Source organism: Geothrix sp. SG200, from assembly GCF_022808935.1.
Lineage (GTDB): Bacteria > Acidobacteriota > Holophagae > Holophagales > Holophagaceae > Geothrix > Geothrix alkalitolerans.
Genome location: NZ_JAKZFR010000001.1, coordinates 814552 through 839061, shown reverse-complemented (window position 1 = coordinate 839061; position 24510 = coordinate 814552). Strand labels below are relative to the sequence as shown.

General features: G+C 68.6%; 25 protein-coding genes. 18 read left to right on the top strand and 7 right to left on the bottom strand.

Translation table 11 applies throughout. From position 1 onward, the window contains the following. The first annotated feature begins 34 nt into the window (after positions 1-34). From ML539_RS03710 to ML539_RS03695, 4 genes are all read left to right on the top strand, one after another. Positions 35-955 carry a LysR family transcriptional regulator gene (locus tag ML539_RS03710; protein ID WP_243293923.1) on the top strand — a complete coding sequence of 307 codons (921 nt, stop codon included), beginning with the start codon at positions 35-37 and terminating at the stop codon, positions 953-955. Beyond that, complete coding sequence (gene leuC / locus ML539_RS03705) at positions 952-2364, top strand: 3-isopropylmalate dehydratase large subunit (RefSeq protein WP_243320760.1); 1413 nt, start codon at positions 952-954, stop codon at positions 2362-2364. The genes ML539_RS03710 and leuC overlap by 4 nt, the downstream gene beginning before the upstream one ends. Beyond that, positions 2361-2963, top strand: a complete 603-nt coding sequence (leuD, locus tag ML539_RS03700) for a 3-isopropylmalate dehydratase small subunit (protein WP_243320758.1) — start codon at positions 2361-2363, stop codon at positions 2961-2963. Before leuC ends, leuD begins: the two co-directional genes overlap by 4 nt. 196 nt (positions 2964-3159) lie before the next feature. Next, positions 3160-4035, top strand: coding sequence for a DUF1732 domain-containing protein (locus tag ML539_RS03695; RefSeq protein ID WP_243320756.1), 876 nt, complete (start codon positions 3160-3162; stop codon positions 4033-4035). Between the two features lies 1 nt (position 4036). On the opposite strand, the gene ML539_RS03690 is transcribed toward ML539_RS03695, so the two are convergent. Together ML539_RS03690 and ML539_RS03685 are read right to left on the bottom strand one after the other, a co-directional pair. Beyond that, positions 4037-4903: a hypothetical protein gene (locus ML539_RS03690; RefSeq protein ID WP_243320754.1), complete on the bottom strand. Its 867-nt coding sequence runs from the start codon at positions 4901-4903 to the stop codon at positions 4037-4039. A 1-nt stretch (position 4904) separates the two neighbouring features. Continuing rightward, positions 4905-5933: a GntG family PLP-dependent aldolase gene (locus ML539_RS03685; protein WP_243320752.1), complete on the bottom strand. Its 1029-nt coding sequence runs from the start codon at positions 5931-5933 to the stop codon at positions 4905-4907. Positions 5934-5999: 66 nt separating this feature from the next. On the opposite strand from ML539_RS03685, the gene ML539_RS03680 reads away from it, so the two are divergent. The 9 genes from ML539_RS03680 to ML539_RS03640 all read left to right on the top strand — a co-directional run bounded on the left by ML539_RS03680 (position 6000) and on the right by ML539_RS03640 (position 13619). After that, positions 6000-6323, top strand: a complete 324-nt coding sequence (locus ML539_RS03680) for a transcriptional regulator (protein WP_243320750.1) — start codon at positions 6000-6002, stop codon at positions 6321-6323. Continuing rightward, complete coding sequence (locus ML539_RS03675; protein ID WP_243320748.1) at positions 6320-7045, top strand: hypothetical protein; 726 nt, start codon at positions 6320-6322, stop codon at positions 7043-7045. The genes ML539_RS03680 and ML539_RS03675 overlap by 4 nt, the downstream gene beginning before the upstream one ends. A gap of 38 nt (positions 7046-7083) precedes the next feature. Further along, a complete protein-coding gene (locus ML539_RS03670) occupies positions 7084-7965 on the top strand; it encodes an undecaprenyl-diphosphate phosphatase (RefSeq protein WP_243320745.1) in 882 nt (293 codons plus the stop codon). 105 nt (positions 7966-8070) lie between these two features. Then, on the top strand, positions 8071-8838 hold the full coding sequence (locus tag ML539_RS03665) for an ABC transporter ATP-binding protein (RefSeq protein WP_243320743.1): 768 nt from the start codon (positions 8071-8073) through the stop codon (positions 8836-8838). Then, the gene (locus ML539_RS03660) at positions 8838-10028 is read left to right on the top strand and encodes an ABC transporter permease (protein ID WP_243320741.1); all 1191 of its coding nucleotides are present in this window, start codon (positions 8838-8840) and stop codon (positions 10026-10028) included. The genes ML539_RS03665 and ML539_RS03660 overlap by 1 nt, the downstream gene beginning before the upstream one ends. An 85-nt stretch (positions 10029-10113) precedes the next feature. After that, positions 10114-10644, top strand: a complete 531-nt coding sequence (locus tag ML539_RS03655) for a hypothetical protein (protein ID WP_243320739.1) — start codon at positions 10114-10116, stop codon at positions 10642-10644. Between the two features lie 18 nt (positions 10645-10662). Beyond that, entirely contained in the window at positions 10663-11652 is a 990-nt protein-coding gene (gene yvcK, locus ML539_RS03650) for a uridine diphosphate-N-acetylglucosamine-binding protein YvcK (RefSeq protein WP_243320737.1), read from the top strand. A gap of 109 nt (positions 11653-11761) precedes the next feature. Then, positions 11762-12889 carry a DUF4388 domain-containing protein gene (locus ML539_RS03645; RefSeq protein WP_243320735.1) on the top strand — a complete coding sequence of 376 codons (1128 nt, stop codon included), beginning with the start codon at positions 11762-11764 and terminating at the stop codon, positions 12887-12889. A gap of 22 nt (positions 12890-12911) precedes the next feature. Further along, positions 12912-13619, top strand: a complete 708-nt coding sequence (locus ML539_RS03640) for a hypothetical protein (protein WP_243320733.1) — start codon at positions 12912-12914, stop codon at positions 13617-13619. An 87-nt stretch (positions 13620-13706) separates the two neighbouring features. Here ML539_RS03640 and truA read toward each other — a convergent pair whose 3' ends face one another. Beyond that, positions 13707-14498, bottom strand: a complete 792-nt coding sequence (truA, locus tag ML539_RS03635) for a tRNA pseudouridine(38-40) synthase TruA (RefSeq protein WP_243320732.1) — start codon at positions 14496-14498, stop codon at positions 13707-13709. 361 nt (positions 14499-14859) lie between these two features. Between truA and ML539_RS03630 the strand changes: the two genes are divergently transcribed. From ML539_RS03630 to ML539_RS03610, 5 genes are all read left to right on the top strand, one after another. Further along, positions 14860-15156, top strand: coding sequence for an HU family DNA-binding protein (locus ML539_RS03630; RefSeq protein ID WP_243285920.1), 297 nt, complete (start codon positions 14860-14862; stop codon positions 15154-15156). A 239-nt stretch (positions 15157-15395) separates the two neighbouring features. Continuing rightward, positions 15396-16244, top strand: coding sequence for a bifunctional hydroxymethylpyrimidine kinase/phosphomethylpyrimidine kinase (locus ML539_RS03625; protein WP_243320729.1), 849 nt, complete (start codon positions 15396-15398; stop codon positions 16242-16244). Continuing rightward, positions 16241-17428: a hypothetical protein gene (locus ML539_RS03620; RefSeq protein ID WP_243320728.1), complete on the top strand. Its 1188-nt coding sequence runs from the start codon at positions 16241-16243 to the stop codon at positions 17426-17428. The genes ML539_RS03625 and ML539_RS03620 overlap by 4 nt, the downstream gene beginning before the upstream one ends. Before the next feature lie 43 nt (positions 17429-17471). Further along, positions 17472-18461, top strand: coding sequence for a cation diffusion facilitator family transporter (locus tag ML539_RS03615; RefSeq protein ID WP_243320726.1), 990 nt, complete (start codon positions 17472-17474; stop codon positions 18459-18461). Positions 18462-18499: 38 nt separating this feature from the next. After that, positions 18500-19972 carry a helicase HerA-like domain-containing protein gene (locus tag ML539_RS03610; RefSeq protein ID WP_243320725.1) on the top strand — a complete coding sequence of 491 codons (1473 nt, stop codon included), beginning with the start codon at positions 18500-18502 and terminating at the stop codon, positions 19970-19972. Here the strand turns inward: ML539_RS03610 and dusB are convergent, their stop codons facing one another. The 4 genes from dusB to ML539_RS03590 form a co-directional block, all read right to left on the bottom strand. Continuing rightward, positions 19973-20953, bottom strand: coding sequence for a tRNA dihydrouridine synthase DusB (dusB, locus tag ML539_RS03605; protein WP_243320723.1), 981 nt, complete (start codon positions 20951-20953; stop codon positions 19973-19975). It lies immediately after the preceding gene. Positions 20954-21047: 94 nt separating this feature from the next. Next, complete coding sequence (locus ML539_RS03600) at positions 21048-22100, bottom strand: medium chain dehydrogenase/reductase family protein (RefSeq protein ID WP_243320722.1); 1053 nt, start codon at positions 22098-22100, stop codon at positions 21048-21050. Positions 22101-22334: 234 nt separating this feature from the next. Next, positions 22335-23597 carry a transcription termination factor Rho gene (rho, locus tag ML539_RS03595; RefSeq protein ID WP_243288058.1) on the bottom strand — a complete coding sequence of 421 codons (1263 nt, stop codon included), beginning with the start codon at positions 23595-23597 and terminating at the stop codon, positions 22335-22337. A gap of 97 nt (positions 23598-23694) precedes the next feature. Further along, positions 23695-24507: an alpha/beta fold hydrolase gene (locus tag ML539_RS03590; RefSeq protein WP_243320720.1), complete on the bottom strand. Its 813-nt coding sequence runs from the start codon at positions 24505-24507 to the stop codon at positions 23695-23697. Positions 24508-24510 lie beyond the last annotated feature (3 nt).

The following is a 24510-nucleotide window of genomic DNA, read 5'->3' as shown; positions in this document are numbered from 1 at the left end:
TACTTAAAACCCTACACTTCCCGACGGAGGGTCCATGGACCTCGGACAGCTGGAAACGTTCCTGGTGGTCGCGCGCGAGAAGAGCTTCTCCCGCGCGGCGGAGCGTCTCTTCCGCACCCAGCCCGCCGTGAGCCTCGCCCTGAAGCGCCTCGAGGAGGAGCTGGGCGAGACCCTGGTGGACCGCACCACCAAGGGCGGCACCCTCACAGACGCGGGCGCCACCCTGCTCCCCCTGGCCCAGCGCATGTTCGACCTGCGCCAGGAGATCCTCGACACCTTCGGGGCCCTGAAGGGCCTCCAGCAGGGCCGGCTGAACGTGGGCGCCAACGAGAGCGTGTCCGAGTTCCTGCTCCCCCGGATCCTCCTGGCCTACCAGCAGGCCTGGCCCGCCATCAAGATCCAGGCCTACCGCCAGACCTCGGAGCGCATCCCCACCGAGGTGCTGGAGCGCCGGCTGGACGTGGGCTTCGTCTCCTACGACGCCCTCCATCCCGAGCTGGTGAGCGAGGTCATCCACCGGGACCGCATGGTGCTCGTGGTCCCGCCCGGACACCGACTCGCGAAGCGGAAGAACGTCAGCATCACGGACCTGGGGGAGGAGCGCTTCGTGGCCCACAACGCGCCCACGCCCACCCGGACCGCTATCATCGAGCTGTTCGCCCGCTGCAACACCCCCCTGCGCCTCACCATGGAGCTGGCCTCCATCGCCACCATCCTGGAGTTCGTGAGCCTGGGAGCCGGACTGGCCATCCTGCCCCGCATGACCACCACCGCCGCCGTCCGCGAGGGCCGGGTGGTGGAGATCCCCGTCCGCGAGCTCCAGGTGGAGAAGCTCATTCGCATCGTCACCCGCCGCGAGGCGGCCCTGTCCCCCGCCACGCGGGCCTTCCTCGACCTGATCCGCGCCATCGACTTCGACCACCCCGACCCCGCTCCAGCAAGGAAGAGCCCATGAGCCCGCGCACCCTCTACGACAAGATCTGGGACGAGCACCTGGTGGCCAACCGCGCCGACGGCACCAGCCTGATCTACATCGACCGCCACCTGGTCCACGAGGTCACCAGCCCCCAGGCCTTCGAAGGCCTCGTCCTGGCCGGGCGCGCCCTGCGTCGCCCCGCGAACATCCTGTCGGTGGCGGACCACAACGTGCCCACCGTCGACCGCGAGAAGGGCATCGCCGACGAGACCTGCCGCCTCCAGGTGGAAGCCCTGGAAGCCAACGTGAAGGCCCACGGCGTGCCCTACATCCCCCTCCTGGATGACCGCCAGGGCATCGTCCACGTGGTGGGGCCCGAGCAGGGCTTCACGCTGCCCGGCACCACCGTGGTCTGCGGGGACAGCCACACCAGCACCCACGGCGCCTTCGGGGCCCTGGCCTTCGGCATCGGCACCAGCGAGGTCGAGCATGTCATGGCCACCCAGACCCTGCCCCAGCGCCGCTCGAAGAACCTGCGGGTGCGCTTCGAGGGGGACCTTCCCGAGTGGACGGGCGCCAAGGACATGGCCCTGCGCCTCATCGGCCAGATCGGCACCGCCGGCGGCACCGGCTGCGTGATGGAGTACACGGGCCCCGCCGTCCGCGCGCTCACCATGGAAGGCCGCATGACCCTCTGCAACATGAGCATCGAGGGCGGCGCGCGCGCGGGCCTGGTGGCCCCGGACGACACCACCTTCGCCTACGTGGCGGACCGGCCTCTCGCTCCGAAGGGCGAGCTGTGGGACGCTGCCGTGGCCCACTGGCGCACGCTCGCCTCCGATCCCGGCGCCGCCTTCGACCAGGAGGTGGTGGTGGACCTCCGCGGCATGGCCCCCCAGGTCACCTGGGGCACGAGCCCCCAGTGGGTCACCGACATCACGGGCCGCGTGCCGGATCCCGCCCAGGCCCGCAACGCGGAGGAACGGGAGGCCATCCTGCGCGCCCTGGACTACATGGGCCTGGAGCCGGGCACGCCCATGGAGGCCATTCCCATCCAGGCGGTGTTCATCGGCTCCTGCACCAACGGCCGCATCGAGGATCTTCGCGAAGCCGCGCTCGTCGCGAGAGGCCGGAAGGTGGCTTCGGGCGTACGGGCTCTGGTGGTGCCCGGCTCCGGCCTGGTGAAGAGGCAGGCCGAGGCCGAGGGCCTGGACCGCGTCTTCCTCGAGGCTGGCTTCGAGTGGCGCCAGCCCGGCTGCAGCATGTGCCTCGGCATGAACGAGGACCGGCTGGCGGCCGGCGTGCGCTGTGCCAGCACCAGCAACCGCAACTTCGAGGGCCGCCAGGGCCGCGGCAGCCGCACCCATCTGGTGAGCCCGGGCATGGCCGCCGCCGCCGCCGTGGCGGGCCACTTCACGGATGTCCGCCGCATGGAGGTGCCGCGATGAAAGCCTTCACCACCCTCACGGGCATCGCCGCGCCCCTCCTCCGCGCCAACGTGGACACGGACCTCATCATCCCCAAGCAGTTCCTCACCACGCTGGTGCGCTCGGGCCTGGGCCGCCACCTCTTCCACGAGATCCGCTACAGCCCCGAGGGACGGGAGCTTCCGGATTTCCTGCTGAACCGCGAGCCCTATCGGCAGGCCACCATCCTGCTCTCGGGCCCGAACTTCGGCTGCGGCTCCAGCCGCGAGCACGCCCCCTGGGCCCTGCTTGACTTCGGCATCCGCTGCGTCGTCGCCCCCAGCTTCGCCGACATCTTCTTCAACAACTGCTTCGCCAACGGGATCCTCCCTGTGGTCCTGCCTGCGGAGCAGATCGCGCAGCTCGCGGAAGCGGAGGGCCCCCTCACCGTGGACCTGCCGGCCCAGACCATCTCCGGCGGCGGGCGGTCCTTCCGTTTCGAGATCGAGCCGGCGCGCAAGACGACCCTGCTGGAGGGCCTGGACGAGATCAAGCGCAGCGAGGCGAACCTCGCCGACATCGAGGCCTACGAGACCCGCCGTCGCGCCGAGGCGCCCTGGCTGGCCGTGAGCGGGCGCTGAGATCCATCGGAAAAACCGGAACGCGAAGAGCGCGAACGAATGCGCGAAGACCGCGAATGGAAGGCCGGCCCGAAGAAAGGCATCCTTTCATCCTTCGCGCTTTTCTTCGCGCGCTTCGTGTTCCGCGTTTTCAGCTGAATGAAGCCTCCTCGCCGGCGCTACCCTGGAAGGCCAACCTGCATCCGAGGTTCCGCCCATGAAATCCATGACCGCCTTCGCCGAGGTCGTCCGGCCCCTGGCCGCCGGACAGCTCCGCCTGACGCTGCGCAGCGTCAACCACAAGGCGCTGGATCTCAGCCTGCGCCTGCCCCCCGCCCTCTTCGCCCTGGAGGCGGGTCTCCGCGCCCAGGTGCGCGAAGCGGGGTCGCGCGGGAAGCTCGACCTCGCGGTGGAGGTGCAGGACGACCCTTCTCTCGAGCCTCGCCTGAACCGCGCCCTGCTGCGCGCCCTCGCCAAGGGCTGGCAGGAGGACGCCGAATGGCTGAACCTGCCCCCCATGACGGCGGAGGCCTTCTTCCGGGTGCCCGGTGCCTTCCAGGCCCCGGACCCGGATCTGGCGGAGCGGCTGGAGGCCCCCGTGCGTGAGGCCATGGCCGCCCTGCTGGAGCTCTGGAACGCGGGCCGAATCCGCGAAGCCGAGCGCCTGCGGCCGTTCTTCGAGGATGGGCTGGCCCGGCTGCGGTCCCTGCACGAACGCCTCAAGGCCGAAGCCGAACAGCAGGCCGCCGAACTCCCCGGCCTCTACCGCCAGCGCATCGAGCAGCTCCTGGAGGACGCGCGCCTCGCCGGCCAGCTCCCCGCCGAACGCCTCCTGGCCGAAGCGGGGATCCTGGCCGAACGCCAGGACGTTCGTGAAGAGCTGACCCGCCTCGCCGCCCACCTGGACGACTTCGCCGAGCGCCTCACCGCCGGCCGCCTCGAAGGCAAGGCCATCGACGTGTGGTGCCAGGAAGTCCTCCGCGAACTCAACACCACCGGCAGCAAGTGCAAACGCATCGCCATGACCCGCGCCGTCATGGAGGCCAAGGGCGCCCTGGATCAGATCCGGGAGCAGTCGGCGAATTTGGAATAGGTCAGAACCCCAGCGGATCGTAGGGCAGCTCGGTGCTGCTCCGCCAGGCGCCGAAGAGGCGTGTGCGCGTCCAGTCCGCGGCATCCGGCCTGAGGCGCCGCATGCGGCGGGAGAGGAACCACACGGTGCCGTCCTTCATGCGGAATTCGTCGTAGGGGGCGAGACGGGCCTTCGCCATGTCCTCCGGAGTGACCTGCCCGGGGAACGCGGCCCAGGCCCAGCGGCGGACGGCCAGGCCCTCGGCCCAGGCGCGACTCTCCAGCAGGGCCGGATCGGTGCTGACCCGCACGCCCGCCAGCCCGGGGCGCCCGGGGGTGAACCGCCCGAAGCGGGTCAGTGTCATCCCCTGCCGCACGAACGGCCCGCTGCCGGGGACCCGCCAGCGGGTGAGCAGGTCCGGCAGGCCTTTCTGGGGGGTCCTGAAGCGCAGATCCAGCGTGGCGCCATCGATCAGGCGAGAGGTTCCTCCCAGCTTTCCCAGGTCGGGCTCGAGGGCCTTGGCCACCCGGGGCGCGTCAAGCACGGTCCCGTCCTGCATCCGCCACCCTGGCCGGACCCCGAGGCGCCACCGGCGACCATGCCGCGACCCCTCAAGCGTCGACAGCAACTGTCCCGTCCACTCGCCTTCCGGCGCCTTCGCCACCAAGGCGAGGTCGGACTGGGCGGCCAGGAAGGCCTCGACGCCGGGGCCCGCGGGCAGCAGGGCCTCCACCACCGCCTCGTCCTCGCCGAACTCGGGTTGGCCGGGCACGAACAGGGCATCACCTGGAGCCAGCGGCACCGGTACCAGCGCGTCCTGGTACAGCCAGTACCCGCCCGCGGCCAGGGCGGCCAGCGCAAGGGTCAGGAGGGCCAGGCGGAGCTTCATGTCAGGCGGTCCGCAGGAGGTGGGCCAGGGGCTCGATGCGGCGCAGGGCCTCTTCGATGTCGGCCATCTCGATGTCCCGGTGGGGGATGAAGCGGATGGCCGATCCCACCGGCAGGGCGCGGACGCCGACGGCTTCCAGGGCGGCCAGGGCCGCGGCGGCGTTGGGCACGGGCACCAGCAGGATGTTCGTCTCGGGCGCGGGAGCCGCGATGCCGAAAGCCCGCATTCCCTCTGCCAGCCTCCGGGTCTTGGCGTGGTCTTCGACGATGCGGGGCAGGTAGTCCAGGGCCACCAGGCCCGCGGCCGCCACCACGCCGCCCTGGCGCACGCCGCCTCCCAGCATCTTGCGGAGCCGCCGGGCCTCGGCCACGGCGGACTTCGACCCGCAGACGAGGGAGCCCATGGGCGCGCCCAGGCCCTTGCTGAGGCAGACCTGCACCGTGTCGGCGCCCTCGGTGAGGGCGGAGGGCGGAAGCCCCAGCGCCGCGGCGGCGTGCCAGATCCTCGCGCCGTCCAGGTGCACCGCCAGCTTCGCGGCCTTCGCGGCGGCCACGAGGGCGCGGTGCTCCTCCCGCGGCGTCACGGTGCCGCCGGCGAAGTTGTGGGTGTTCTCCAGGCAGAGCAGGGTGGTGTGCAGGGTGTAGTAGGGGCCAGGCGTTCCCGCGGCCTTCGTCACCTGGGCCGGCGTGGGCCGGCCGGGGCCGCCTTCCCAGGCCAGGGCCTCGGGCATGCCGCCCGCCAGCCATGCGGCCGTGCCCAGCTCGGACCCCAGCACGTGGGCCTGGGCCGGCGCCAGGAAGCGGTCGCCCCGCTTGAGGTGCAGCATCAGGGCGATGAGGTTGCCCATGCAGCCCGACGGCACCCAGAGGGCGGCCTCCATCCCGAGCAGCTCCGCCACCCAGCCCTCCAGGCGGACCATGGTGGGATCGCGCTCCAGCACGTCGTCTCCCACTTCCGCGGCCGCCATGGCGGCACGCATCTCCTTCGAGGGCTGGGTCACGGTGTCGGAGCGGAGGTCGATGGATCGCATGGGGAGATTCAAGCATGGACGAGCGGTGAGGGTTGACAAAACAGGTTTGCGCTACAAACTTGTTTCATGCCCAAAAACGGACCTGACCCCAGAGCCATCCTCGACCTCGACCGGATCGTCCACGAGCCGGCCCGGCTGGCAATCCTCACCGTCCTGGCCTCCGCGGAGGAAGTGTCCTTCCTCTTCCTCCAGCGGGTCACAGGGCTGAGCAAGGGCAACCTCTCGAGCCACACCCAGAAGCTCGAGGCGGCGGGCTATCTGGAGACCGTCAAGGCCTTCCAGGGCCGCATCCCCGTCACCAGCTTCCGCATCACGGAGGACGGCCGGACCGCCCTCCGCGCTTACCAACAGCAGCTCCGGGCCCTGCTCCCGAAGGAAGGAAAGCCATGAACACGCCGGACTTGAAGGCCCTCGAATCCCTGACTCGGGACTATGCCGCGTTCCAGGCCCGCAAGAGCGGCCTGGCCACAGCCCTGGGCGGTCTCATGGCGGTGCTCTTCCTGACGGCGCCGATGTACGTCGATGCGCTCGGTATCCGCCTGATGGGGCGCTACCTCCTGGAATACCTGCTGCTCGCGCCGTTTGTCTGGCTGATCCTGAAAGCCCTCCTGGGCCGCGTCCTCTATCGCGATCTTGGCGAGGTCAAGGCCATCCCGGATGCCGCCTACGAGCGCCGCCGGTGGTTCTGGATCCTGGGCATCGCCCTGTTTATCGGTGTTTTCCTCATTCTCTGCATCCTGGGGTTCGCTTCCGGGTTCCTGCACGCCATCCCGGCGGGCGCATGCGTGAGCATGCCTTCCCTGGGCGCGCTCTGGCTCCCCCTCCTCTACCTAGCCCCCATGCCCTGGATGCTCCGCGGCATCGAAGAAGCGCGGGCCTACGCCGTCCTGGTCGGCGAGTGCATGCTCTGGTTCCTGGCCTCGTTCCTGGCCTTCTGGAGCACCCGGTCCTATCGTCAACCCTCCATGGAAACCGCCACCACCATCGTCCAGATCATCCTGGTAGTCCTCCTGCTGGCCATCCTCATCTGGAGCGCCCTGGCCATGGTGCGCGGCTGGAAGGAACACCGTGAGTACCTGGCCATCCTGCGGGCGCTTCCGCGGGAGGCCTGATTCCTCTGGCACACTGTTTCTTTGCGCCGAGGGACTGAATGAACCTGCTGCACGCCATCCTCCTGGGATTGATCCAGGGCCTGACGGAATTCCTGCCGGTATCCTCCACGGCGCACCTGACGCTGGCGGAGCACCTGATGTTCGGCGGGCGGCCCATGCCGCTGGCCTTCGACGTCCTGCTGCACGGGGGCACGCTGATCGCCCTGATCATCTACTTCCGCCGGGAACTGCTCCAGGTGGCCATGGGCTGCGTGGGCCGGGATTCCGAAGGCCGGAAGCTGGCGCTGTGGCTCTTCATCGCCATGATCCCCACGGGGGTCTTCGGCCTCGCCACCAAGGCGGTCAAGGAGGCGGCGAAGGAGCACCTTTGGGTCTACGGGATCGGGCTGATCTGCACCGCCGGCCTCCTCTATCTGGCCAACCGCCTGAGTCGCGAGCGGATCAACCTGCGCCATGAGGACCAGGCGGGGCGCGGGATCAGCGACCTGCGCGCCTCGGACGCCCTCGCCGTGGGCGCCATCCAGGGCATCGGCGGCGGCTTCGGGTTGTCGCGGTCCGGGTCCACCATCTCCATGGGCGTGTTCCAGGGCCTGCGCCTCCCTGAATCCACGCGGTTCAGCTTTCTCTTGGGGGTGCCCACGATCGCCGCCGCCGCGGCCGTGGAGCTCCGGGGCCTGTTGAAGCCCATCCTGAAGCACCAGCCCCTGCCCGCGGACCTGGCCTTCCCCGCGGGATCGGCCTCCCCCGCCCTGCTCTGCGGGATCGGCGTCCTGGCGGCGGCCATCTCGGGGTACCTGGCCATCGGCCTCCTGGACCGCTTCACCCGGAAGCCGAAGCTCAATGGCTTCGCAGTCTACTGCCTGGGCCTGGGCCTGGTGATGCTGGCACTCAGCGCCACGGGTGCCCTCGGCCACCACTGAAGGCCCGGCCGCTCCCGTTCGCCGGCCGGTTTGGCCCATTCGCCGGTCCCCGGGCCAGGGGAGCACGCTTCCCCCTACACTGGGGCCTGTCCTTCCGGAGGTCCGGTGATCCAGCTCCACGAGGTCCACAAATCCTTCACGGTGAAGGACAGGAAAACCCATGTCGCCAAGCGGATCGACGCGGTGCGTGGGATCTCACTGGAAGTGAGGCCGGGTGAGATCTACGGCCTGCTGGGCCCCAACGGCGCCGGCAAGTCCACCACCCTGCGCATGATCGCCGGGCTCATGGATCCGGATGCGGGCTCCATCCACGTCTGCGGCCACGAGACCCGCCAGGCGCCGGAGGCGGTGCGCGGGTGCCTGGGCTACCTCAGCACGGACATGGGGGTCTACGCCCGCTTCACGCCCAGGGAGCTGCTGCGGATCTTCGGCGAATTCCAGGACGTGGACCCGCGGATCGCCGAGCGCCGGGGCATGCACCTGCTGGAGAAGCTCCAGCTGGCGGATTTCGCGGACGTGAAGATGGAGGGGTTCTCCTCGGGGCAGAAGCAGAAGGTGAGCATCGCCCGAGCCCTGCTGCACGACCCCAAGGTGGTGATCTTCGACGAGCCCACCACGGGCCTGGACGTCCTCACCGCCAAGACTGTCCTGGACCTGCTCGGCATCATGCGCGAAGAGGGCCGCACGGTGATCGTGTCCACGCACGTCATGCCCATGGTGGAGGACATCTGCGATCGTGTGGGCATCATCTTCGACGGCAAGCTGCATGGCGACGCGCCGCCCAGGGACCTGCTGCTCTCCCGGCGCGCGAAGACCCTCGATGAAGTCTTCTTCCAGCTGGCGGCGGAATCCGAAGTCGAAGGAGGCCACTGATGCGCGGCGCCCTGCTCATCGCCAAGAAGGAGTTCCTGGAGCTCTCCAAGGACCGCAAGACCCTCTTCTTCGCCTTCGTGCTGCCCTTCCTCCTCTACCCGGCCATCTTCGGCATGATGGCCAAGATGGCGAAACGGGATGAGGCCCAGAACCGCGGCAAGGCCAGCCGCATCTATCTGGCGGATGCATCCGGCGCCCTTACCGGGACGCTGCGGTCCGATCCGAAACGCTTCGAGCTGGTGCCAAAACCCGAGGGCGACCTCAGGCAGGCTGTCCGGGACCAGAAGCTGGACCTGGTCCTGGAGGCGGATCCCGGGGCGATGGAGGCGCTTCAAAAGCACGAGACCTTCTCCCTGACCGCCACCGTCGATGAAAGCGAGCACACCTCGGAGCTGGCCTTGAGGCGGGTCAAGGAAGCCCTGCGAAACCAGGAGAAGAGCTGGATCCAGACCCGGCTCGAGGGCCTTGGCGCGTCCCCCCAGCTGGCAGAGCCCCTGAAGCTGGACGTGAAGAACGCCGCGGACCCGGCCCTGGAGATGGGCAAGGTCATGGGGCGGATCCTCCCCTACCTGCTGATGATCATGATGTACACCGGATCGATGCAGCACGGGATCTACGCCACAGCGGGGGAGAAGGAGCGCCACACCCTCCTGAGCCTCATGGCCACCCGCCTGCCGAGGAACCAGATCATCCTCGGCAAGCTGCTCTACATCTTCAGCATGGGCGTGATCGCGGCCCTGCTGAACCTGCTGAGCATGGGCCTCTCCATCCCCTTCATGACCGGCGGGGCCACGAGTTCCATGCAGGCCCTGGCGGCCGTGGCCAACCCCATGACCCTGGGCCTCACCTTCATGATCATGGTGCCGCTGGGCCTCTTCTTCTCGAACTTCATCCTGCTCATGGGCATCCAGGCCCGGAACACCATCGAGGCGGGCAGCGCCATCACGCCGGGCATCTTCCTGGTCGTGTTCCTGGGCGTGTTCACCATGGCCCCGGGCGTGGACAAGATGCCTTTCCTGACCTATGTGCCCGTGGTGAACGTCTGCCTGTCCCTCCGCAAGCTCTTCAGCCAGCAGTTCGACCAGCTCGAATACCTCGTGGCCTTCGCCATGACGGTAGGCCTGGCGGGGCTCATGACCTTTGTCTCCACCCGGCTCCTCAACCGCGAAAAGGCCTTGTTCAAGGCTTGACGGCCGATTCCGGGGCGCCGCCATGGGATTTGCCCGGGGAAAGCTGTCATCCTATAGTTTCTCCAAGGCTTCCAGAGGATCCCGTATGGCTACGAAAGCCAAGTCAGAACAAGCTCCCAAGTCCACCCACGCCCCGGCCGGCCAGCCATCTCCGTTCGCGGAGGCGTTCGCGAAGGCCGTGAAGCTGGTGGACGGCGGCAAGCACGCCGAGGCCGTGAAAGCCCTGGACACGCTGATGGAAGAAGCCCGGACCGCCGGTGACTGGGCCGTCAAGCGCCGGGCCGAGGTCTATCGCGCCCTGGCCGAATCGAAGCTGCATCCCCCCAAGGCCGCCGCGGCCGACGCCATCACCGAGATCCAGGCCTGCCTCAACCGGCGCGATACGGATGGCGCCCTCAAGCTCCTGGAGAAGGCCATCAAGTCGCACCCCGCTCAGGGCACCCTGCACTACCTGCGCGCCGTGGCCTTCGCCCAGGCCGAGAACGCCGAGGCCTCCGCGGAAAGCATGAAGAAGGCTGTGGAGCTCGACGGCGACCTGCTCTTCCAGTGGCACATGGAGCCGGACTTCAACTCCGTCCGGAAGTCGCCGCTCTTCGCCTTCACCGAAGGCCACTAGGCCAGCAGGACCATCCTCGTGCCGGGCCCCCTGGGTCTCCATGCCGACCAGCCGCTGAAAGTGGTGGCCCTGGGCGGGGGCACCGGCCTCGCCGCGCTGCTGCGGGCCCTGAAGCGCGAGGCGGGGCGGAGCCGCGACCCCTGGAAGCTCACGGGCATCGTCACCGTATCCGATAACGGCGGATCCTCCGGCCGGCTCCGCGACGAGCTGGGCGGCATCCCGCCCGGGGACCTCCGCAACTGCCTCTCGGCGCTGACGCTGGAGGATTCGGCGCTCTCGGACCTCCTGAACTACCGGTTCAAGGGAGACGGCAGCCTGTCGGGCCACTCCCTGGGAAACCTGATGCTCTGGGCCCTGGCGGATTTGACGGGAGATTGGGTCCGCGCCATCCGCCAGCTCTCGGGGGTGCTGGTGACGGTGGGACGCCTCTTCCCCTCGACCGTGGTTCCCATCACCCTCTGCGCCGAGGACATGGACGGGTGCCTCTATCAGGGCGAGACCGCCGTGGGCTCCTGCCGCCCTCCCCTGGCCCGCCTCTGGATGGAGCCCGCGGACGCCGAGCCCCTGCCCGAGGCCGTGCTGGCCCTCCTGCGGGCGGACCTGGTGATCCTCAGCCCAGGCAGCCTGTACACCTCCACCATCTCCAACCTCCTGCTCTCCGAGCTGCAGGAAGCGGTAGCCATCTCCCGGGCCCCGGTGATCTACGTGGCCAACCTCATGACCGAGCCAGGGGAATCCTCCGGGATGGACCTGGAGAACCATGTGGCCGCCATCGCCGCCTTCGGGCGCGTCGGCATTTCGGCGGTGATCGCCAATTCGGCGCCGCTCCGCCCCGACATGCTCGCCCGGTACCGGGAGGAGGGTGGCGAGCCCATCTCCGCGCCCGCCAGCGAGGTCCTGGGCATTCCCGTGCACCGGTTCCCCCTGCTGGATCCAGAGGCCCCCATGGCGCGGCACCACCCCGACCTGCTGAACCAGGCCATCCGCGCCACCCTGGACCGGCTCTGACGAAAGCCAGATCGGCCGCGGATCAGGCGGCGCGAAGCTTGGATATTCCTGATCGTCCTGGGTTCCAGCCAAGGATCGAGGTACCCTTGACGGAACGGGAGGCAAGGTCTTGGCCCTGAGCGGTGATCTGGCGACGATGGGCCTGGAAGACCTCTTCCAGTGGCTGGCCGTCGGCAAGAAATCCGGCGTGCTGGAGCTCCGCGGTCCCCTGCACACCAAGCGCGTGGCGCTCCATGAGGGCCGCATCACCAGTGTCTGGTCCTCCGATCCCAGGGAGTACCTGGGCCAGTACCTGCTCGCCTTCAACCGCATCACCGAGGACCAGCTGCGCGAGGCCCTGGCCACCCAGGAGGACGAGCAGCAGCTGCTCGGACGCATCCTCGTCGATCGCCACCTGGTCACCGAGGCGGAGATCCGGCGCATCGTCCAGGTGAAGGTCGAGGAGAGCATCTACGACACGTTCCTCTGGAGCGTGGGCAGCTTCGACTACCACGACGGTGTCGATTCCCATCAGAAGTCCATGCTGCTCAGCCTCGACGTCACCGGCATCGTGCTGGAGGGCGCGCGCCGGATGGATGAATGGAAGCGCATCCGGCGGATCATCCGGGGCGGCGACGCCGTGCTCGCGCCCATCCCCGAGGCCATCGCCGAACGCCTGCCCCTCGCCCCCGAGGACGCGGACATCCTGGCGCGCATGGATGGGCAGGTCCGCGTGGACCAGCTCATGCTCACCATCCGCATGCCCGAGTACAAGATCAACAAGCTGCTCTTCGACCTCCACGAGAAGGGCCTGGTCCGCATCGTGGATCCAGGCGGCGGGCTGGGCGAGAACCCGAGCCTCCACCTCCAGCGGGCCCGCGCCTTCATGGAGACGCAGAAGCTCCAGGAGGCCCAGGAGGAGCTTCGGCGCATCCTCCAGGATCAGCCCAGACACCTGGACGCGGGCCGGATGATGGCCGTGGTCCAGAACCTCCTGGAGGACAAGAAGCTGGATCAGGAGCTGGTGCCCGAATTGGCGGTGAGCCTGGATCAGCTGGTGACCACCGATCTCGGATCCAACGAGGCCTTCCTGGCCACCCGCGTGAACGGCCTGTGGTCGATCCGCGACATCCTGTCCATCGCGCCTTTCGAGCAGGATGAATGCCTTGCCATCTTCTCCCGCCTCATCAAGCGTGGGATTCTCAGGACATCGAAACCCATCAAGGGGAGCGATCAGGCGGGTGCCGCCCTGCGCTGATCCCCCCGGATCCGGAGGTGCCATGCGGATTGCCATCGCCCTGCTGCTGATCACCCTGCCCCTCGCTGCGGCGAAGAAGCCCACGGCCGCCCAGCTCCAGGCCCAGGTGAAGCGGCTCACGGAAGAGCGGGACAGCCTCAAACAGCGGCTCGCGGCCACCGAGGACATCCAGCAGGAACTGGCCGCGGCCCAGAAGGCCCGGGACCTGTCCAAGACCGAGGCGGAGGCCGCCCGGAAGGAGCTGGACCAGGTCCGCGCCTCGCTCAAGGAGAACGAGCGGGGCGGCGACGCCATCCTGAAGGACGTGAAGGCCGCCCGCCAGGAGGCCGAGGATGCCAAGGCCGAGGCGGCGAAGCTCCAGGCGGAGAATGAGCAGCTTCGCGCCAAGGCGAGCGCTGTTCCAGTGGAGGGCGATCTGGTGGTGTTGAGCCAGGATGTCCAGCCCGCCCGCCCCATCAACCTGAACCGGGTGGTTCCGCGCCTGAAGTCCTCGGGCTTCTTCAAGGCCCGGCCCAAGGGGGTCGTCGTGGTGAACGTCCTGGTCAACGAGAAGGGCGAAGTGGTCGCCTCACGGCTGATCCAGGGCCTTCCCGGGGACGGTCCCGACGAGAAGGAAGCGGACGAGGCCTGCGTGGAAGCGGCGAAGAAGCTCGTCTTCGACCCGGCCGCCTCGTTGGACGGCAAGACGCGCTTCAAAGTCTGGCAGGGCGTGGGGTTCTATTTGGATTGAGGCTTCAGGCTTCGGTCCTCAGTCCTCAGTAAAGGACGGGGAGGGCGAGGTGTCACTGAGGCCTGAGGACTGAGGACCGAGGCCTGCCTACTCCCGCTCACCCCAGGGGCTGGGCTCGCCGATGGCCCATCGGGCCTCGTACCACACCTTCTCCAGGCAGAGGCCCTCGGGCGGGGCGGTGAGGCCGGCCTGGGCGCGGTCCCTCGCGGCGATCAAAGCGCCGAGGGAAGCCGGGTTCCGCTTCCCCTTCCCCACTTCCACCAGCGTGCCGGTCATGATGCGGACCTGGTGCATGAGGAAGCTGCCGCCTTCGAAGATGAGGTCCAGGCCGCCTTCCATCGGTTCCAGGCGAAGGGCGTGGATGGTGCGCACGGGCGTCCTCGCCACGCATTCTGCACAGCGGAAGCTGGAAAAGTCATGGGTCCCCAGCACGTGGCGCGCAGCCTCCGCCATGGCCGCGAGGTCGAGCGGCGCCGCCTGGTGGACGTGCCAGCGGAACGGCGCCATCAGCGGATCCTCTGACGGCCCAAGGCCCAGCCGGTAGACGTAGCGCTTGGCCACGGCGTGCTGCCGGGGGAAGAAACCCTCTGGGGCTGGTTGCGCTCCCATCACCCGGATGTCCTTCGGCAGATGCGCGTTCAGCGCGGCCAGGAGCCGGTAGGGGTCCCAGGCCCGCGCGGTGTGGATCAGCACCCCCTGAGCGCGGGCATGCACGCCCGCGTCCGTGCGCCCTGTGCCCTGGGGCATGGGTGCTTCCGGATCGAAGGCGCGCAGCGCCTTCCACAGGTCGCCCTGCCCGCTCCGCAGGCTCGTCTGGATCTGCCAGCCGTGGAAACCCCCGCCCGCGTAGGCCACGGTGAGGAAGTAGGGATGTGCCATAGGACATCATAGGCCGCGAACCGCCTCTGGCGCCCCTTCCGCGGAGGGGCTTCAGCCCAATGGCCCGTTCTACGGTGATCTGCGACATCCATGGCACTTAGGCTCTAGCGTTTCCGGCCATTCATGTGTTCCATGACACCCAAGAATCCCAAGGGCGGCCGATCTGCGATTTTTTTTGAAAGAAAAACCTTGACCACGCTGCGTCTGCGGCGTAGCTTCTTGGCAGTTTAGGAAATACAGTATTCATCGGCCTTTCCGGGCCAGTGATATTCGAAAATCCAATAGGTACGGTCGTCTCCACACGGAGCCGATTCCGTTTTCCTCAACCCGGGGACACAGATCCCCAAATTCGGAGGTTTCCATGAACAAGGCTGAACTGGTCAGCGCCGTCGCCGATAAGGCCGGTATCACCAAGGCCCAGGCCGCTGCCGCCCTCGACCAGGTGCTCGGTGGCATCGCTTCCGCCCTGCGCAGTGGCGACAAGGTCACCCTCGTGGGCTTCGGCACCTTCTCCGTCGCCAACCGCGGCGCCCGCACCGGCCGCAACCCCCGCGACAACAAGCCCATCAAGATCGCTGCCAAGAAGGTCGCCAAGTTCAAGCCCGGCAAGAAGCTGGCTGACGAAGTCAACGGCAAGGGCGGCAAGAAGCGCAAGTAGGATCAGGCTGGCCGGCCCTGCCGGACACCAGGATCTCAGGACCCGCTTCGGCGGGTCCTGTTTTGTACCAAAAGCCTTTTTTTATTTATTAATGGTCGGGCATGCCCCTGAAGCCACAACTGGCCTGCCTTCTCGGTTTCCTGTGGATGGCAGGCGGTAAACCCCTCTTCTCTTTGTGATGGGGCCGAATCCATCGAAGCGTGTCTGGCGATCATCCTGTGTCATCCTGGAATTTCGCCATGGATGCCACCCACCCCAGCGCCCCGCCCGTCGCCCTGTGCCTGGGCGGGATGGATCCGTCCGGCGGGGCAGGCCTGTTGCGGGATGCCCTGGCCCTGGCGGAGCTGGGCTGCCAACCCATGGCGGTGAGCCTGGCGGAGACCCTCCAGAATGGCCTGGGCTGCTCACGGATCGACGCGCCCGCCATGGACCCGGTCCAGCGCCTGGAGGCCCTCGCCCCCCACCTGGCGGGCCGCTGGGGCGTGAAGGTCGGCCTCTGCGCCCTGGAGGCGGACACCTTCCGCCGCCTATGTGCCACCCTGCGCCACCTCGCCCCGCCCGTCCGGATCTGGGATCCCATCCTCGCCCCCAGCGCTGGCGTGGGCCTGCACGATGGCGGGGACCTCCGCCGCCTGGCCGCGGATCTGCTGCCCATGGGCGGCTGGGTGGTGAGCCCCAACCGGGGCGAGGCCGCCGCCTTCGCCGGCCTGCCACCGGAGGCCATCCGCACCGCGGATCCCTCGGCCCTCGCGACCCCCTGGCTCGAAGCCGGGGCTGCCGCGGTGTGGCTCAAGGGCGGGCACGCCGCCGGCGAGGTGGTGCAGGATCTGTGGATCACCCGGGACGGGACCGAGGCCCTGGATGCCGCGCCCCGGCTGCCGGGCCAGCGCCGGGGCACGGGGTGTCTCCTGTCGGCTTCCTGGCTGGGTCTGCGTCTGCGAGGGCGGGATGACCGGGCCGCGGCCCGGGAGGCCGCCCGCCGTCTGCGGGAGCGCTGGGATCAGGCCTTCACTCCGGGCGGGTTGGGACGGCCCATGTTCGCGCCCATGCCCGTCCCCCTTGGATCAGCTGCCGGGGAGGCCCGGTGACGGAGCACGAAGGTCGGGGCTTCATCCTGCGCACGGCGACGGACGGGCCCTGGGCCGGCTGGGCCGGGTCGCGCTTCCTCGAGGAGGGCCTGGCCTCGGTCCATGCGGCGCCTGGACGGGCCCTGGCCCGGCTCATGAACCTGGTGTCCCTGCTTCCGGGAGGCTTCGGCCTGGTGTGGGACCACCCCCCCGCCTGGATGGAAGCCCTGCCCTCCGAGTCGCGCCAGGGCTGGTGGGAGGCCATCTCGGCCATCCCCGGCCTCGCCCTGCACCTGGGTCCGGAGGCCGCTGCCCAGCTCCCGGGCGGCGCCTTCCGCGCCTGGCTGCATGCTCCGGAAGCGCCGGAAGGCCCCTTGGGCGAAGTCTGGCGCCAGGGGGTCATCGGCTGGGTGCCGCGGGCCGGGACCGCCTGGCGCCTGCCGGACCTGGGCACCCCAGCTCCTGGTGATGAAGTGCCGCCGGGCTGGCTCTGGGGCGAGGTGATCCTGCCCCTCGGCGCGCTTTCCACGCTGGCCTCGGGCGAGGCGCTTGCCGCGGCCATGTCCGAAGCCCAGGGCTCGGCGGAACGGGGCCTGGCCCAGCGCATGTCCGCGAATGCCTGGGTGGACCTGCCTTTCCTGCGCCGCACGGCGGGCTGGCGCCTGGCCCTGGCGGGCGGCATCGAGTTCCAGCGCGCTGGCGGCGCCTGGCCCGCGGCCTTCGGCCAACTGCGCGCCCTCAAGGCCCTGCTCCAGGAGCGTCTGAGGACACCCATCCACCTGGGTGCCTGCGGCGATCCCGTCGTGGCGGCCCTGCTTGGGCGCCAGGCCCTGCGCGAGGGTCTGCCCTGGCGGGCGAGCCTGCCCCTTCCTCCAGCGCCCGGGGCCTTCACCCCCGGCCTCGCCGCGGATCCCCGGGATCCCGCGCCCATCGAGGCCCGCGCCCTCCAGCCCGCCGGCTGGACCGAGACCCTGGACCACCCGCCGACGATCCTGCTGCGCGTGCCCGCGGTGCCTCCCGAAGCCGGGGCGCAGGCGATGCTGGCCCAGATCCAACCCGCCCCAGCCCTCCGCTGGCTGCCGCCGGATCTCCCGCCACCATCGCCCTTCGATCCCGACCGCCCCTGGTCCCCATCTGCGACCTTCCCCTTCCCGGCCGATCCCGGAAACGGGGTTCAGCGGGGGCTCTTCGAGGAATTCGAATAATCCAGGGTCCGCCCCCGCTGGTACCGTGGAACCCGGAGCCGCCATGTCCGCCGAACACCTCGAACAGCGTTCACGAGTTCGCGTCGCCCTCCTGTCCATCACGGCGGGCGTGGCCGTCCTGGGGCTGAAGTACCTGTCCTTCCTGCTGTCGGGTTCGGTGGCCCTGAAATCCGACGCGATCGAGAGCGTCGTGAACGTGGTGGCGGCCATCTTCGCCCTGGGCGCCGTGGTCTTCGCCGGCAAGCCCGCGGACAAGGAGCACCCCTACGGGCACGGCAAGATCGAGCACTTCAGCGCCGCCTTCGAGGGTGGCCTCATCTCCCTGGCCGCGGCCTTCATCCTCTTCGAGGCCGCCAACGGGCTCATCCACGGGGTGGAACTGAAGAACCTGGGCCTGGGCCTGGTCGTGAACTTGGCTGCCGGCGCCCTCAACGGCCTGCTGGGCTGGTTCATGCTCTCCCAGGGCCGCAAGACGCGGTCCAAGGCCCTGGAGGCGGATGGACACCACATCCTGTCGGATTTCTGGACCACGGTGGGCATCGTCGCGGGCCTGCTGGCCGTGAAGCTCACCGGCATCAAGTGGCTCGACCCCGTCATGGCCATGGTCGTGGGCCTGCTGCTGGCCCGCACGGGCTTCCGCCTGGTGAAGGAATCCTCCCAGGCCCTGCTGGACATGGAAGACCCCGAGGTGCTGGCAAAGGTGCTGGCCGCCATGAACCGCGTGCGGACTTGGGACATCATCGCTGTCCACGAGATGCGCACCTTCCGCTCGGGCCGCTACACCCACGTGGACGTGCACATGGTGGTGCCCGAGTACTACCCCGTGCGCCAGGCCCACGACCTCTGCGAAGGCTTCGGCAAGCGCGCGCTGGAAGGGGCCGACATCGAAGGCGAAGTGCACACGCATGTGGATCCCTGCGGCCGCCTGTACTGCGAGCGCTGCCCGGCAGAAGCCTGCGCCATCCGACGCACCCCCCACACCGGCGATGCGGTTTTCGCCCTGGAGGAGGCCACGGCCGCCGGGCCAGCCTGAGCCGTTAGACTCTTCTCCATCATCATCATGAGGCCCCCATGTCCGAGCCCCTCCTGATCGCCAAAGGTGCGTCCGACCTCGCCCTGCTGCCCCGCATGGCCAACCGCCACGGCCTCGTGGCCGGCGCCACCGGCACGGGCAAGACCGTCACCCTGCGGACGATGGCCGAACGGTTCTCCGCCATCGGCGTGCCGGTCTTCCTGGCGGACGTGAAGGGCGACCTGCCCGGCCTCTGCAAACCCGGCGGCGACAACCCCAAGGTGGTCGAGCGCGTCGGCCAGCTGAAGCTCGAGGGCTTCGAGTACCAGGGCTTCCCGGTGACCTTCTGGGATCTCTACGGACACCAGGGGCACCCGGTGCGCACCACCGTCAGCGACATGGGCCCCCTGCTCTTCGCACGGCTGCTGAACCTCAACGACACCCAGGGCGGCGTGCTGAACCTGGTGTTCAAGATCGCCGATGACAACGGCCTGCTGCTGCTGGACCTCAAGGACCTGCGCAGCATGCTCCAATTCGTCGGCGACCACGCAGCCGAGTTCAAGACCCAGTACGGCAATGTCTCCGCCGCCAGCATCGGCGCCATCCAGCGCGGCCTGCTGGAGCTGGAGAGCCAGGGCGGCGAGGTCTTCTTCGGCGAGCCGGCGCTGGACCTCGACGACCTCATGCAGACCGATTCCAAGGGCCGGGGCGTCATCAACATCCTGGCGGCGGACAAGCTCATCAACGCCCCCAAGCTCTACGCCACCTTCCTGCTGTGGCTGCTGTCGGAGCTCTTCGAGCGCCTGCCCGAGGTGGGCGACCCCGAGAAGCCCAAGCTGGCCTTCTTCTTCGACGAGGCCCACCTGCTCTTCAACGACGCGCCCGACGCGCTGCTCGACAAGATCGAGCAGGTGGTGCGCCTGGTGCGTTCCAAGGGCGTGGGCGTCTACTTCGTGAGCCAGAACCCCCTGGACATCCCCGAGAAGGTGCTGGGCCAGCTCGGCAACCGCGTGCAGCACGCCCTGCGCGCCTTCACCCCGCGCGATCAGAAGGCCGTGAAGGCCGCCGCCGAGACCTTCCGCGCCAACCCCCAGCTGGATGTGGCCACGGCCATCACCGAGTTGGGCGTGGGCGAAGCCCTGGTGTCCCTGCTGGACGAGAAGGGCCGCCCCGGCATCGTGGAGCGGGCTTTTATCTGCCCGCCCGAGAGCCAGCTATCGCCGATAACCCCGGAGGAGCGGCAGCAGGTCATCAAGACCTCGCTGTTGGCGGGTCACTACGAACAGGCCGTAGATCGGGAAAGCGCCTTCGAGAAGCTGAAGGCCCGCGCCGAGCAGGCCATGCAGCAGGAAGCCGCCGAGGCCCAGGCCCAGGCGGAAGCGAAGGCCAACAAGGAGCCCGCCCGTCGCAGCGACTCCATGATGGAGGCCTTCGGCAAGAGCGTCATCCGCGCCGCCGGCAGCTCCATCGGCCGCCAGATCATCCGCGGCGTCATGGGATCCATCTTCGGCGGTGGTGGACGGCGCCGCTGATCAGGCCGCCTGGTGCCTCAGGGCGTCAATGGCGGCCAGGAGGGCCTGGGGGTCGCTGGCGGCGTGAAGGTTCTGGCGGAAGCCGTGCCCGCCGGGCACGCCCTTGGTGAACCAGGCGCCGATCTTCTTGATCTTGTGCAAGGCCTCGCGGGGCTCCAGCAGGTCCAGCAGGATCTGGAAGAGCCGCAGCGTGGCGTCGATCCGCATGTCCGTGGTCACGACGAGTTCCGGGTCCAGGATCTGGCGGAACAGGAACGGGTTGTAGAGCGCCCCGCGCCCGATCATCACGGCGGCGCAGCCGGTCTCCTCCACCATCCGGAAAGCGTCCTCCCTCGCGTTCACATCCCCGTTGCCGATGATCGGGTACGAGGTGCCCGCCTCCACGGCCCGGGCGATGATGCTCCAGTCCGCGTGGCCCTCGTACTGCTGGGCCCGGGTGCGGGGGTGGATGGCCAGGGCCTGCACGCCCGCGGCCTCGAACATGCGCAGGAAGTCCAGGAACTCGCCCCGCTCCTTCTGTGACGCGTCCCAGCCGGCGCGCATCTTCACCGTCACGGGCACCTTCACGGCCTTCACCATCGCCGTGACGCAGCGCTCCGCCAGGCGGATGTCCTTCAGCAGCGCCGAGCCAGCCCCGCCCTTGGTGACGTTGCTGGCCGGGCAGCCCATGTTCAGGTCCACCAGATCGGCGCCCGCAGCCTGGCACAGCGCCGCGCCCTCCGCCAGCGCCTCGGGCCGCCCGCCGGAGATCTGCATGGAGAGTGGCCGTTCGCCGGTGGCCGCCATCATGCGCTCCGCCTTCACCGCGTGCCGGATCAGCGCCTCGCTGCTGATCATCTCCGAGACCGTGAGCCCCACCCCGCCGATCTCCCGGATGAACTTGCGGAAGGGCTGATCGGTGATTTCATGCAGCGGTGCCATCACGAGGCGGTTGGGCACCTCGATGTCGCGGATGTGGAAGGGGGAATGGGGGAAGGTCATGGCCGGTCCGACCTTCCAGTGTAACGGGGGCTCCGGATTCATCCTGGGGCCAAATTCGGAGCCAGAGGCCTCGCCCTGGGAGGGAGGGACCCCTTCACATCCTCGAATCGTCGCAGACCAGGACGATCTTCCCGATCACTCCCCCCCTCCCCAGCAGCTCCTGGGCTTCCCTCGCGGCGGAAAGCGGCAAGCGCTGGGCAACGAGCGGCTTGATCCTCTGCTGCTTGAGCAGATCCAGCAAAGTGGTGAGATCTTCACGGAACTGCGCCGGTCGCAGCCGCTTCAGCGTCTGGATGCTGTAGGGGACCACCCGCTTGCGACCCGGCAGGACCCAACCCCCGAGGATGTAGAGCAGGTAGATGGGGATTCCATGGAGCCGGTTGCGACGGCCGGCACGGCCGGCATCCAATCCCTCACCGCGCAGGGTGGTGGTATTGCCGTACCCCACCACCCTTCCTCCAGGCCGCAAGGCCTCTCGGGATTGCCAAAGATGGGCCCCCCCGATGGGGTCGAAGACAGCGTCGACGCCCTCGCCGGTGAGGCGCCGGATTTCGGTCACGAAGTCCTGATCCCGGTAATCGATGGCTGTCGCGCCCAGCCCTGAAACGATGGACGCGGAGCGCTGGGAGCAGGTGCCGTACAGCTCCAGGCCGGCGAGGCGCCCGAGCTGCAGGAGCGCGGTTCCCACCCCGCCAGCCGCGCCATGGATCAGTGCGCGCTGCCCCGGCTTGGCCTTGGCGGAACGATGCAGCATCTGATAGGCGGTGATGTAGTTGAGGACGAGGCTCACGGCCTCTGCAGGATCCAACCCGGAAGGCACCGGGACGAGTTCCCGCTGCGGCAGGCAGACGAACTCTGCGTAGGCGCCATGGATCGGCATCGCAGCGACCACCTCGCCTGGCGTCACTCCTGTGACCCCGGGGCCAGGCAGATCCACCACTCCGATCAAGTCCCAGCCTGGCGTATAGGGTACCGGGGGAGTCTCGGGGTGGATGCCCTCCCGCGCCATGATGTCGGGCATGGCGACCCCTGCGGCCAGCACCTTCACCCGGACCTCACCGGCTTCCGGCTCGGGGCAAGCCTCCTCGATCACCTGAAGTGCCTCGGGCCCGCCGTAGTGGGAAACAACGACTCGCATGTGTCTCATGGGCTCTCCTCGTTCGTGGATCCCACTCGAGGTGGGCGTGACGAAATGCCGGACTGCCTGATGCGACTGCGAAAGAACCTGGTGAGACCTGTGATGAGAGGGGAATGCGTACCGGAAGGCGTGGGCCCGGCCGGGATCAATTCCCCAGGAGACCGCCACATGATAGTCGGCCCGTCGCCGGGTTGGGTCGGCGGGGCCGAGGACCGGCAGCGCCGGCCTGGGCATCCCGCCTGGCTATCGCCTTGGCGCGGGCTCCTGGAGGTTCGCCAGGAACTCATCGTTGGTCTTGGCCTTGCCCAGGCGATCCACGAGCAGCTCCATGCTCTCGCTGGGGCCGCTGGCGCTGAGAATCTTGCGCAGCACCCAGATCTTGGCCAGCTTGGCGGCGTCGATGAGCAGGTCTTCCTTGCGGGTGCCGGACTTCTGGATGTCCATGGCGGGGAAGATGCGCTTGTCGCTGAGCTTGCGGTCCAGCACGATCTCGCTGTTGCCGGTGCCCTTGAACTCCTCGAAGATCACGTCGTCCATCCTCGAACCGGTCTCGATCAGCGCCGTGGCGATGATGGTGAGGGAGCCGCCGGCCTCGATGTTGCGTGCCGCGCCGAAGAAGCGCTTGGGGCGCTGGAGGGCGTTGCTGTCCACGCCGCCGGAGAGCACCTTGCCGCTGGGGGGTACCACGGTGTTGTACGCCCGGCCCAGGCGCGTGATGGAATCCAGCAGGATCACCACGTCCTTCTTGTGCTCCACCAGGCGCTTGGCCTTCTCGATGACCATCTCGGCCACCTGGACGTGTCGGGTGGCGGGCTCGTCGAAGGTGCTGGAGACCACCTCACCCTTCACGCTGCGCTCCATGTCGGTGACCTCCTCGGGCCGCTCGTCGATGAGCAGGACGATGAGGAAGACTTCCGGGTGGTTGGCGGTGATGGAGTTGGCGATGTTCTGCAGCAGCACGGTCTTGCCCGTGCGGGGCGGGGCCACGATGAGGGCGCGCTGGCCTTTGCCCAGGGGCGTCATCAGGTCCATGACGCGGGTGCTGATCTCCTGGGCGTCCCGCTCCATGCGCAGGTGGTGCTTCGGATAGAGCGGCACGAGGTCATCGAAGTGGGCGCGGTCCTTGGCCACCATGGGCGGATCGAAGTTCACGGCATCCACCCGCAGCATGGCGAAGAACTTCTCGCCCTCCTTGGGCGCGCGGATCATGCCGGAGAGCGTGTCGCCGGTGCGCAGGTTGAACTTGCGGATCTGGCTGGGCGAGATGTAGATGTCCTCGGGACCCGCCAGGTAGTTCTGGTCGGGGCTGCGCAGGAAGCCGAAGCCCTCGGGCAGAACCTCCAGCACGCCCTCGGCGAAGAACTGCCCCTCGCGCTCGGCCTGGGCCTGGAGCACCCGGAACACCAGCTCCTGCTTGCGCATGGCGAGCGGATTCTCGATCTGCAGATCCTTCGCCAGTTCGGCGAGCTTGCCGATGGAGAGTTCCTTGAGCTCTTGCAAGCTCAGGACGGCCGGGGACTGAGAAGGGGTGGCCATAGGTCACCTCAGGGGCAGGGCGAGTCGGAAGTGGCTCGGGGAAGGATGTATGGTAGGCCAGTTTCCCTTATCGGCCAAACCCGGCATCGACTTTATCCATGAAGTCCCGAACCCTGGCCACGAATCCTTTGGGGTCCTCGACAGGGTAGGCGTGGCCGATGCCTGGCACGACCTCGAAGCGGCTCCCGGGAATGCGCTGGGCCGTCTCCAGGCATTTCCAGGGGGGGGTGAGGAGGTCCTCGGCACCGGAGAGCACCAGGACTGGAGCTTGGATGAGACTCAGACGCTCACGGATGTCCCAGCCCAGGATCCCCCGGATCTGGTGCAGGTTGCCATGCATGGGCTTCCCGGAGCCGCCCGTCACCACCTGGTGGTAGGCCCGCAGGACGCCGTGTCTGGCCTCCAGGAACGCGTCGCCCCAGAGGAAGGGTGCCACGGCGTCGAACTGCATGAGCGGGCCGCCTACCTCCAGACAGCGGGCCCAGTGCTCGGCCTTGAGGGCCATGGCGAAGTCGATGCGGGGCATGGCGCTGGTGAGCACCGCCCCGGCAAAGGCGCCGGGATGGGCGGTGAGCAGCTCCAGGCTCATGGCGCTTCCGTTGGAGAGACCCACGAGCCAGGGGCGCTCCACGCCCAGGGCCCCGAACAGGTCCCATGCGTCCGCGGCAAGCTGGGGAGTGGGATAGGGGCCCGCGTCCGGCGCGTCCGACTTCCCCTGCCCTCGGCTGTCGAAGGTGAGGATGCGATAGCGCCCCGTCAGGCCCGGCAGCACGCCGGCCCACATGGTCGTGTCGGACAACAGGCCGTTCAGCAACACCAGCCATGGGCCATGGGGATTCCCCTGCACGCGGTAGTGGAGCTTTACACCCGAAGGGAGCATCGC

Coding starts and splice junctions, on each gene's coding strand:
- leuD (WP_243320758.1), top strand. CDS start 2,361: ATGAAAGCCTTCACCACCCTCACGGGCATCGCCGCGCCCCTCCTCCGC.
- ML539_RS03590 (WP_243320720.1), bottom strand. CDS start 24,507: ATGCTCCCTTCGGGTGTAAAGCTCCACTACCGCGTGCAGGGGAATCCC.
- ML539_RS03710 (WP_243293923.1), top strand. CDS start 35: ATGGACCTCGGACAGCTGGAAACGTTCCTGGTGGTCGCGCGCGAGAAG.
- ML539_RS03670 (WP_243320745.1), top strand. CDS start 7,084: ATGAACCTGCTGCACGCCATCCTCCTGGGATTGATCCAGGGCCTGACG.
- leuC (WP_243320760.1), top strand. CDS start 952: ATGAGCCCGCGCACCCTCTACGACAAGATCTGGGACGAGCACCTGGTG.
- ML539_RS03600 (WP_243320722.1), bottom strand. CDS start 22,100: ATGAGACACATGCGAGTCGTTGTTTCCCACTACGGCGGGCCCGAGGCA.
- dusB (WP_243320723.1), bottom strand. CDS start 20,953: ATGACCTTCCCCCATTCCCCCTTCCACATCCGCGACATCGAGGTGCCC.
- ML539_RS03680 (WP_243320750.1), top strand. CDS start 6,000: ATGCCCAAAAACGGACCTGACCCCAGAGCCATCCTCGACCTCGACCGG.
- ML539_RS03695 (WP_243320756.1), top strand. CDS start 3,160: ATGAAATCCATGACCGCCTTCGCCGAGGTCGTCCGGCCCCTGGCCGCC.
- ML539_RS03685 (WP_243320752.1), bottom strand. CDS start 5,933: ATGCGATCCATCGACCTCCGCTCCGACACCGTGACCCAGCCCTCGAAG.
- ML539_RS03655 (WP_243320739.1), top strand. CDS start 10,114: ATGGCTACGAAAGCCAAGTCAGAACAAGCTCCCAAGTCCACCCACGCC.
- ML539_RS03640 (WP_243320733.1), top strand. CDS start 12,912: ATGCGGATTGCCATCGCCCTGCTGCTGATCACCCTGCCCCTCGCTGCG.
- ML539_RS03660 (WP_243320741.1), top strand. CDS start 8,838: ATGCGCGGCGCCCTGCTCATCGCCAAGAAGGAGTTCCTGGAGCTCTCC.
- ML539_RS03675 (WP_243320748.1), top strand. CDS start 6,320: ATGAACACGCCGGACTTGAAGGCCCTCGAATCCCTGACTCGGGACTAT.
- ML539_RS03610 (WP_243320725.1), top strand. CDS start 18,500: ATGTCCGAGCCCCTCCTGATCGCCAAAGGTGCGTCCGACCTCGCCCTG.
- truA (WP_243320732.1), bottom strand. CDS start 14,498: ATGGCACATCCCTACTTCCTCACCGTGGCCTACGCGGGCGGGGGTTTC.
- ML539_RS03615 (WP_243320726.1), top strand. CDS start 17,472: ATGTCCGCCGAACACCTCGAACAGCGTTCACGAGTTCGCGTCGCCCTC.
- ML539_RS03625 (WP_243320729.1), top strand. CDS start 15,396: ATGGATGCCACCCACCCCAGCGCCCCGCCCGTCGCCCTGTGCCTGGGC.
- ML539_RS03690 (WP_243320754.1), bottom strand. CDS start 4,903: ATGAAGCTCCGCCTGGCCCTCCTGACCCTTGCGCTGGCCGCCCTGGCC.
- ML539_RS03630 (WP_243285920.1), top strand. CDS start 14,860: ATGAACAAGGCTGAACTGGTCAGCGCCGTCGCCGATAAGGCCGGTATC.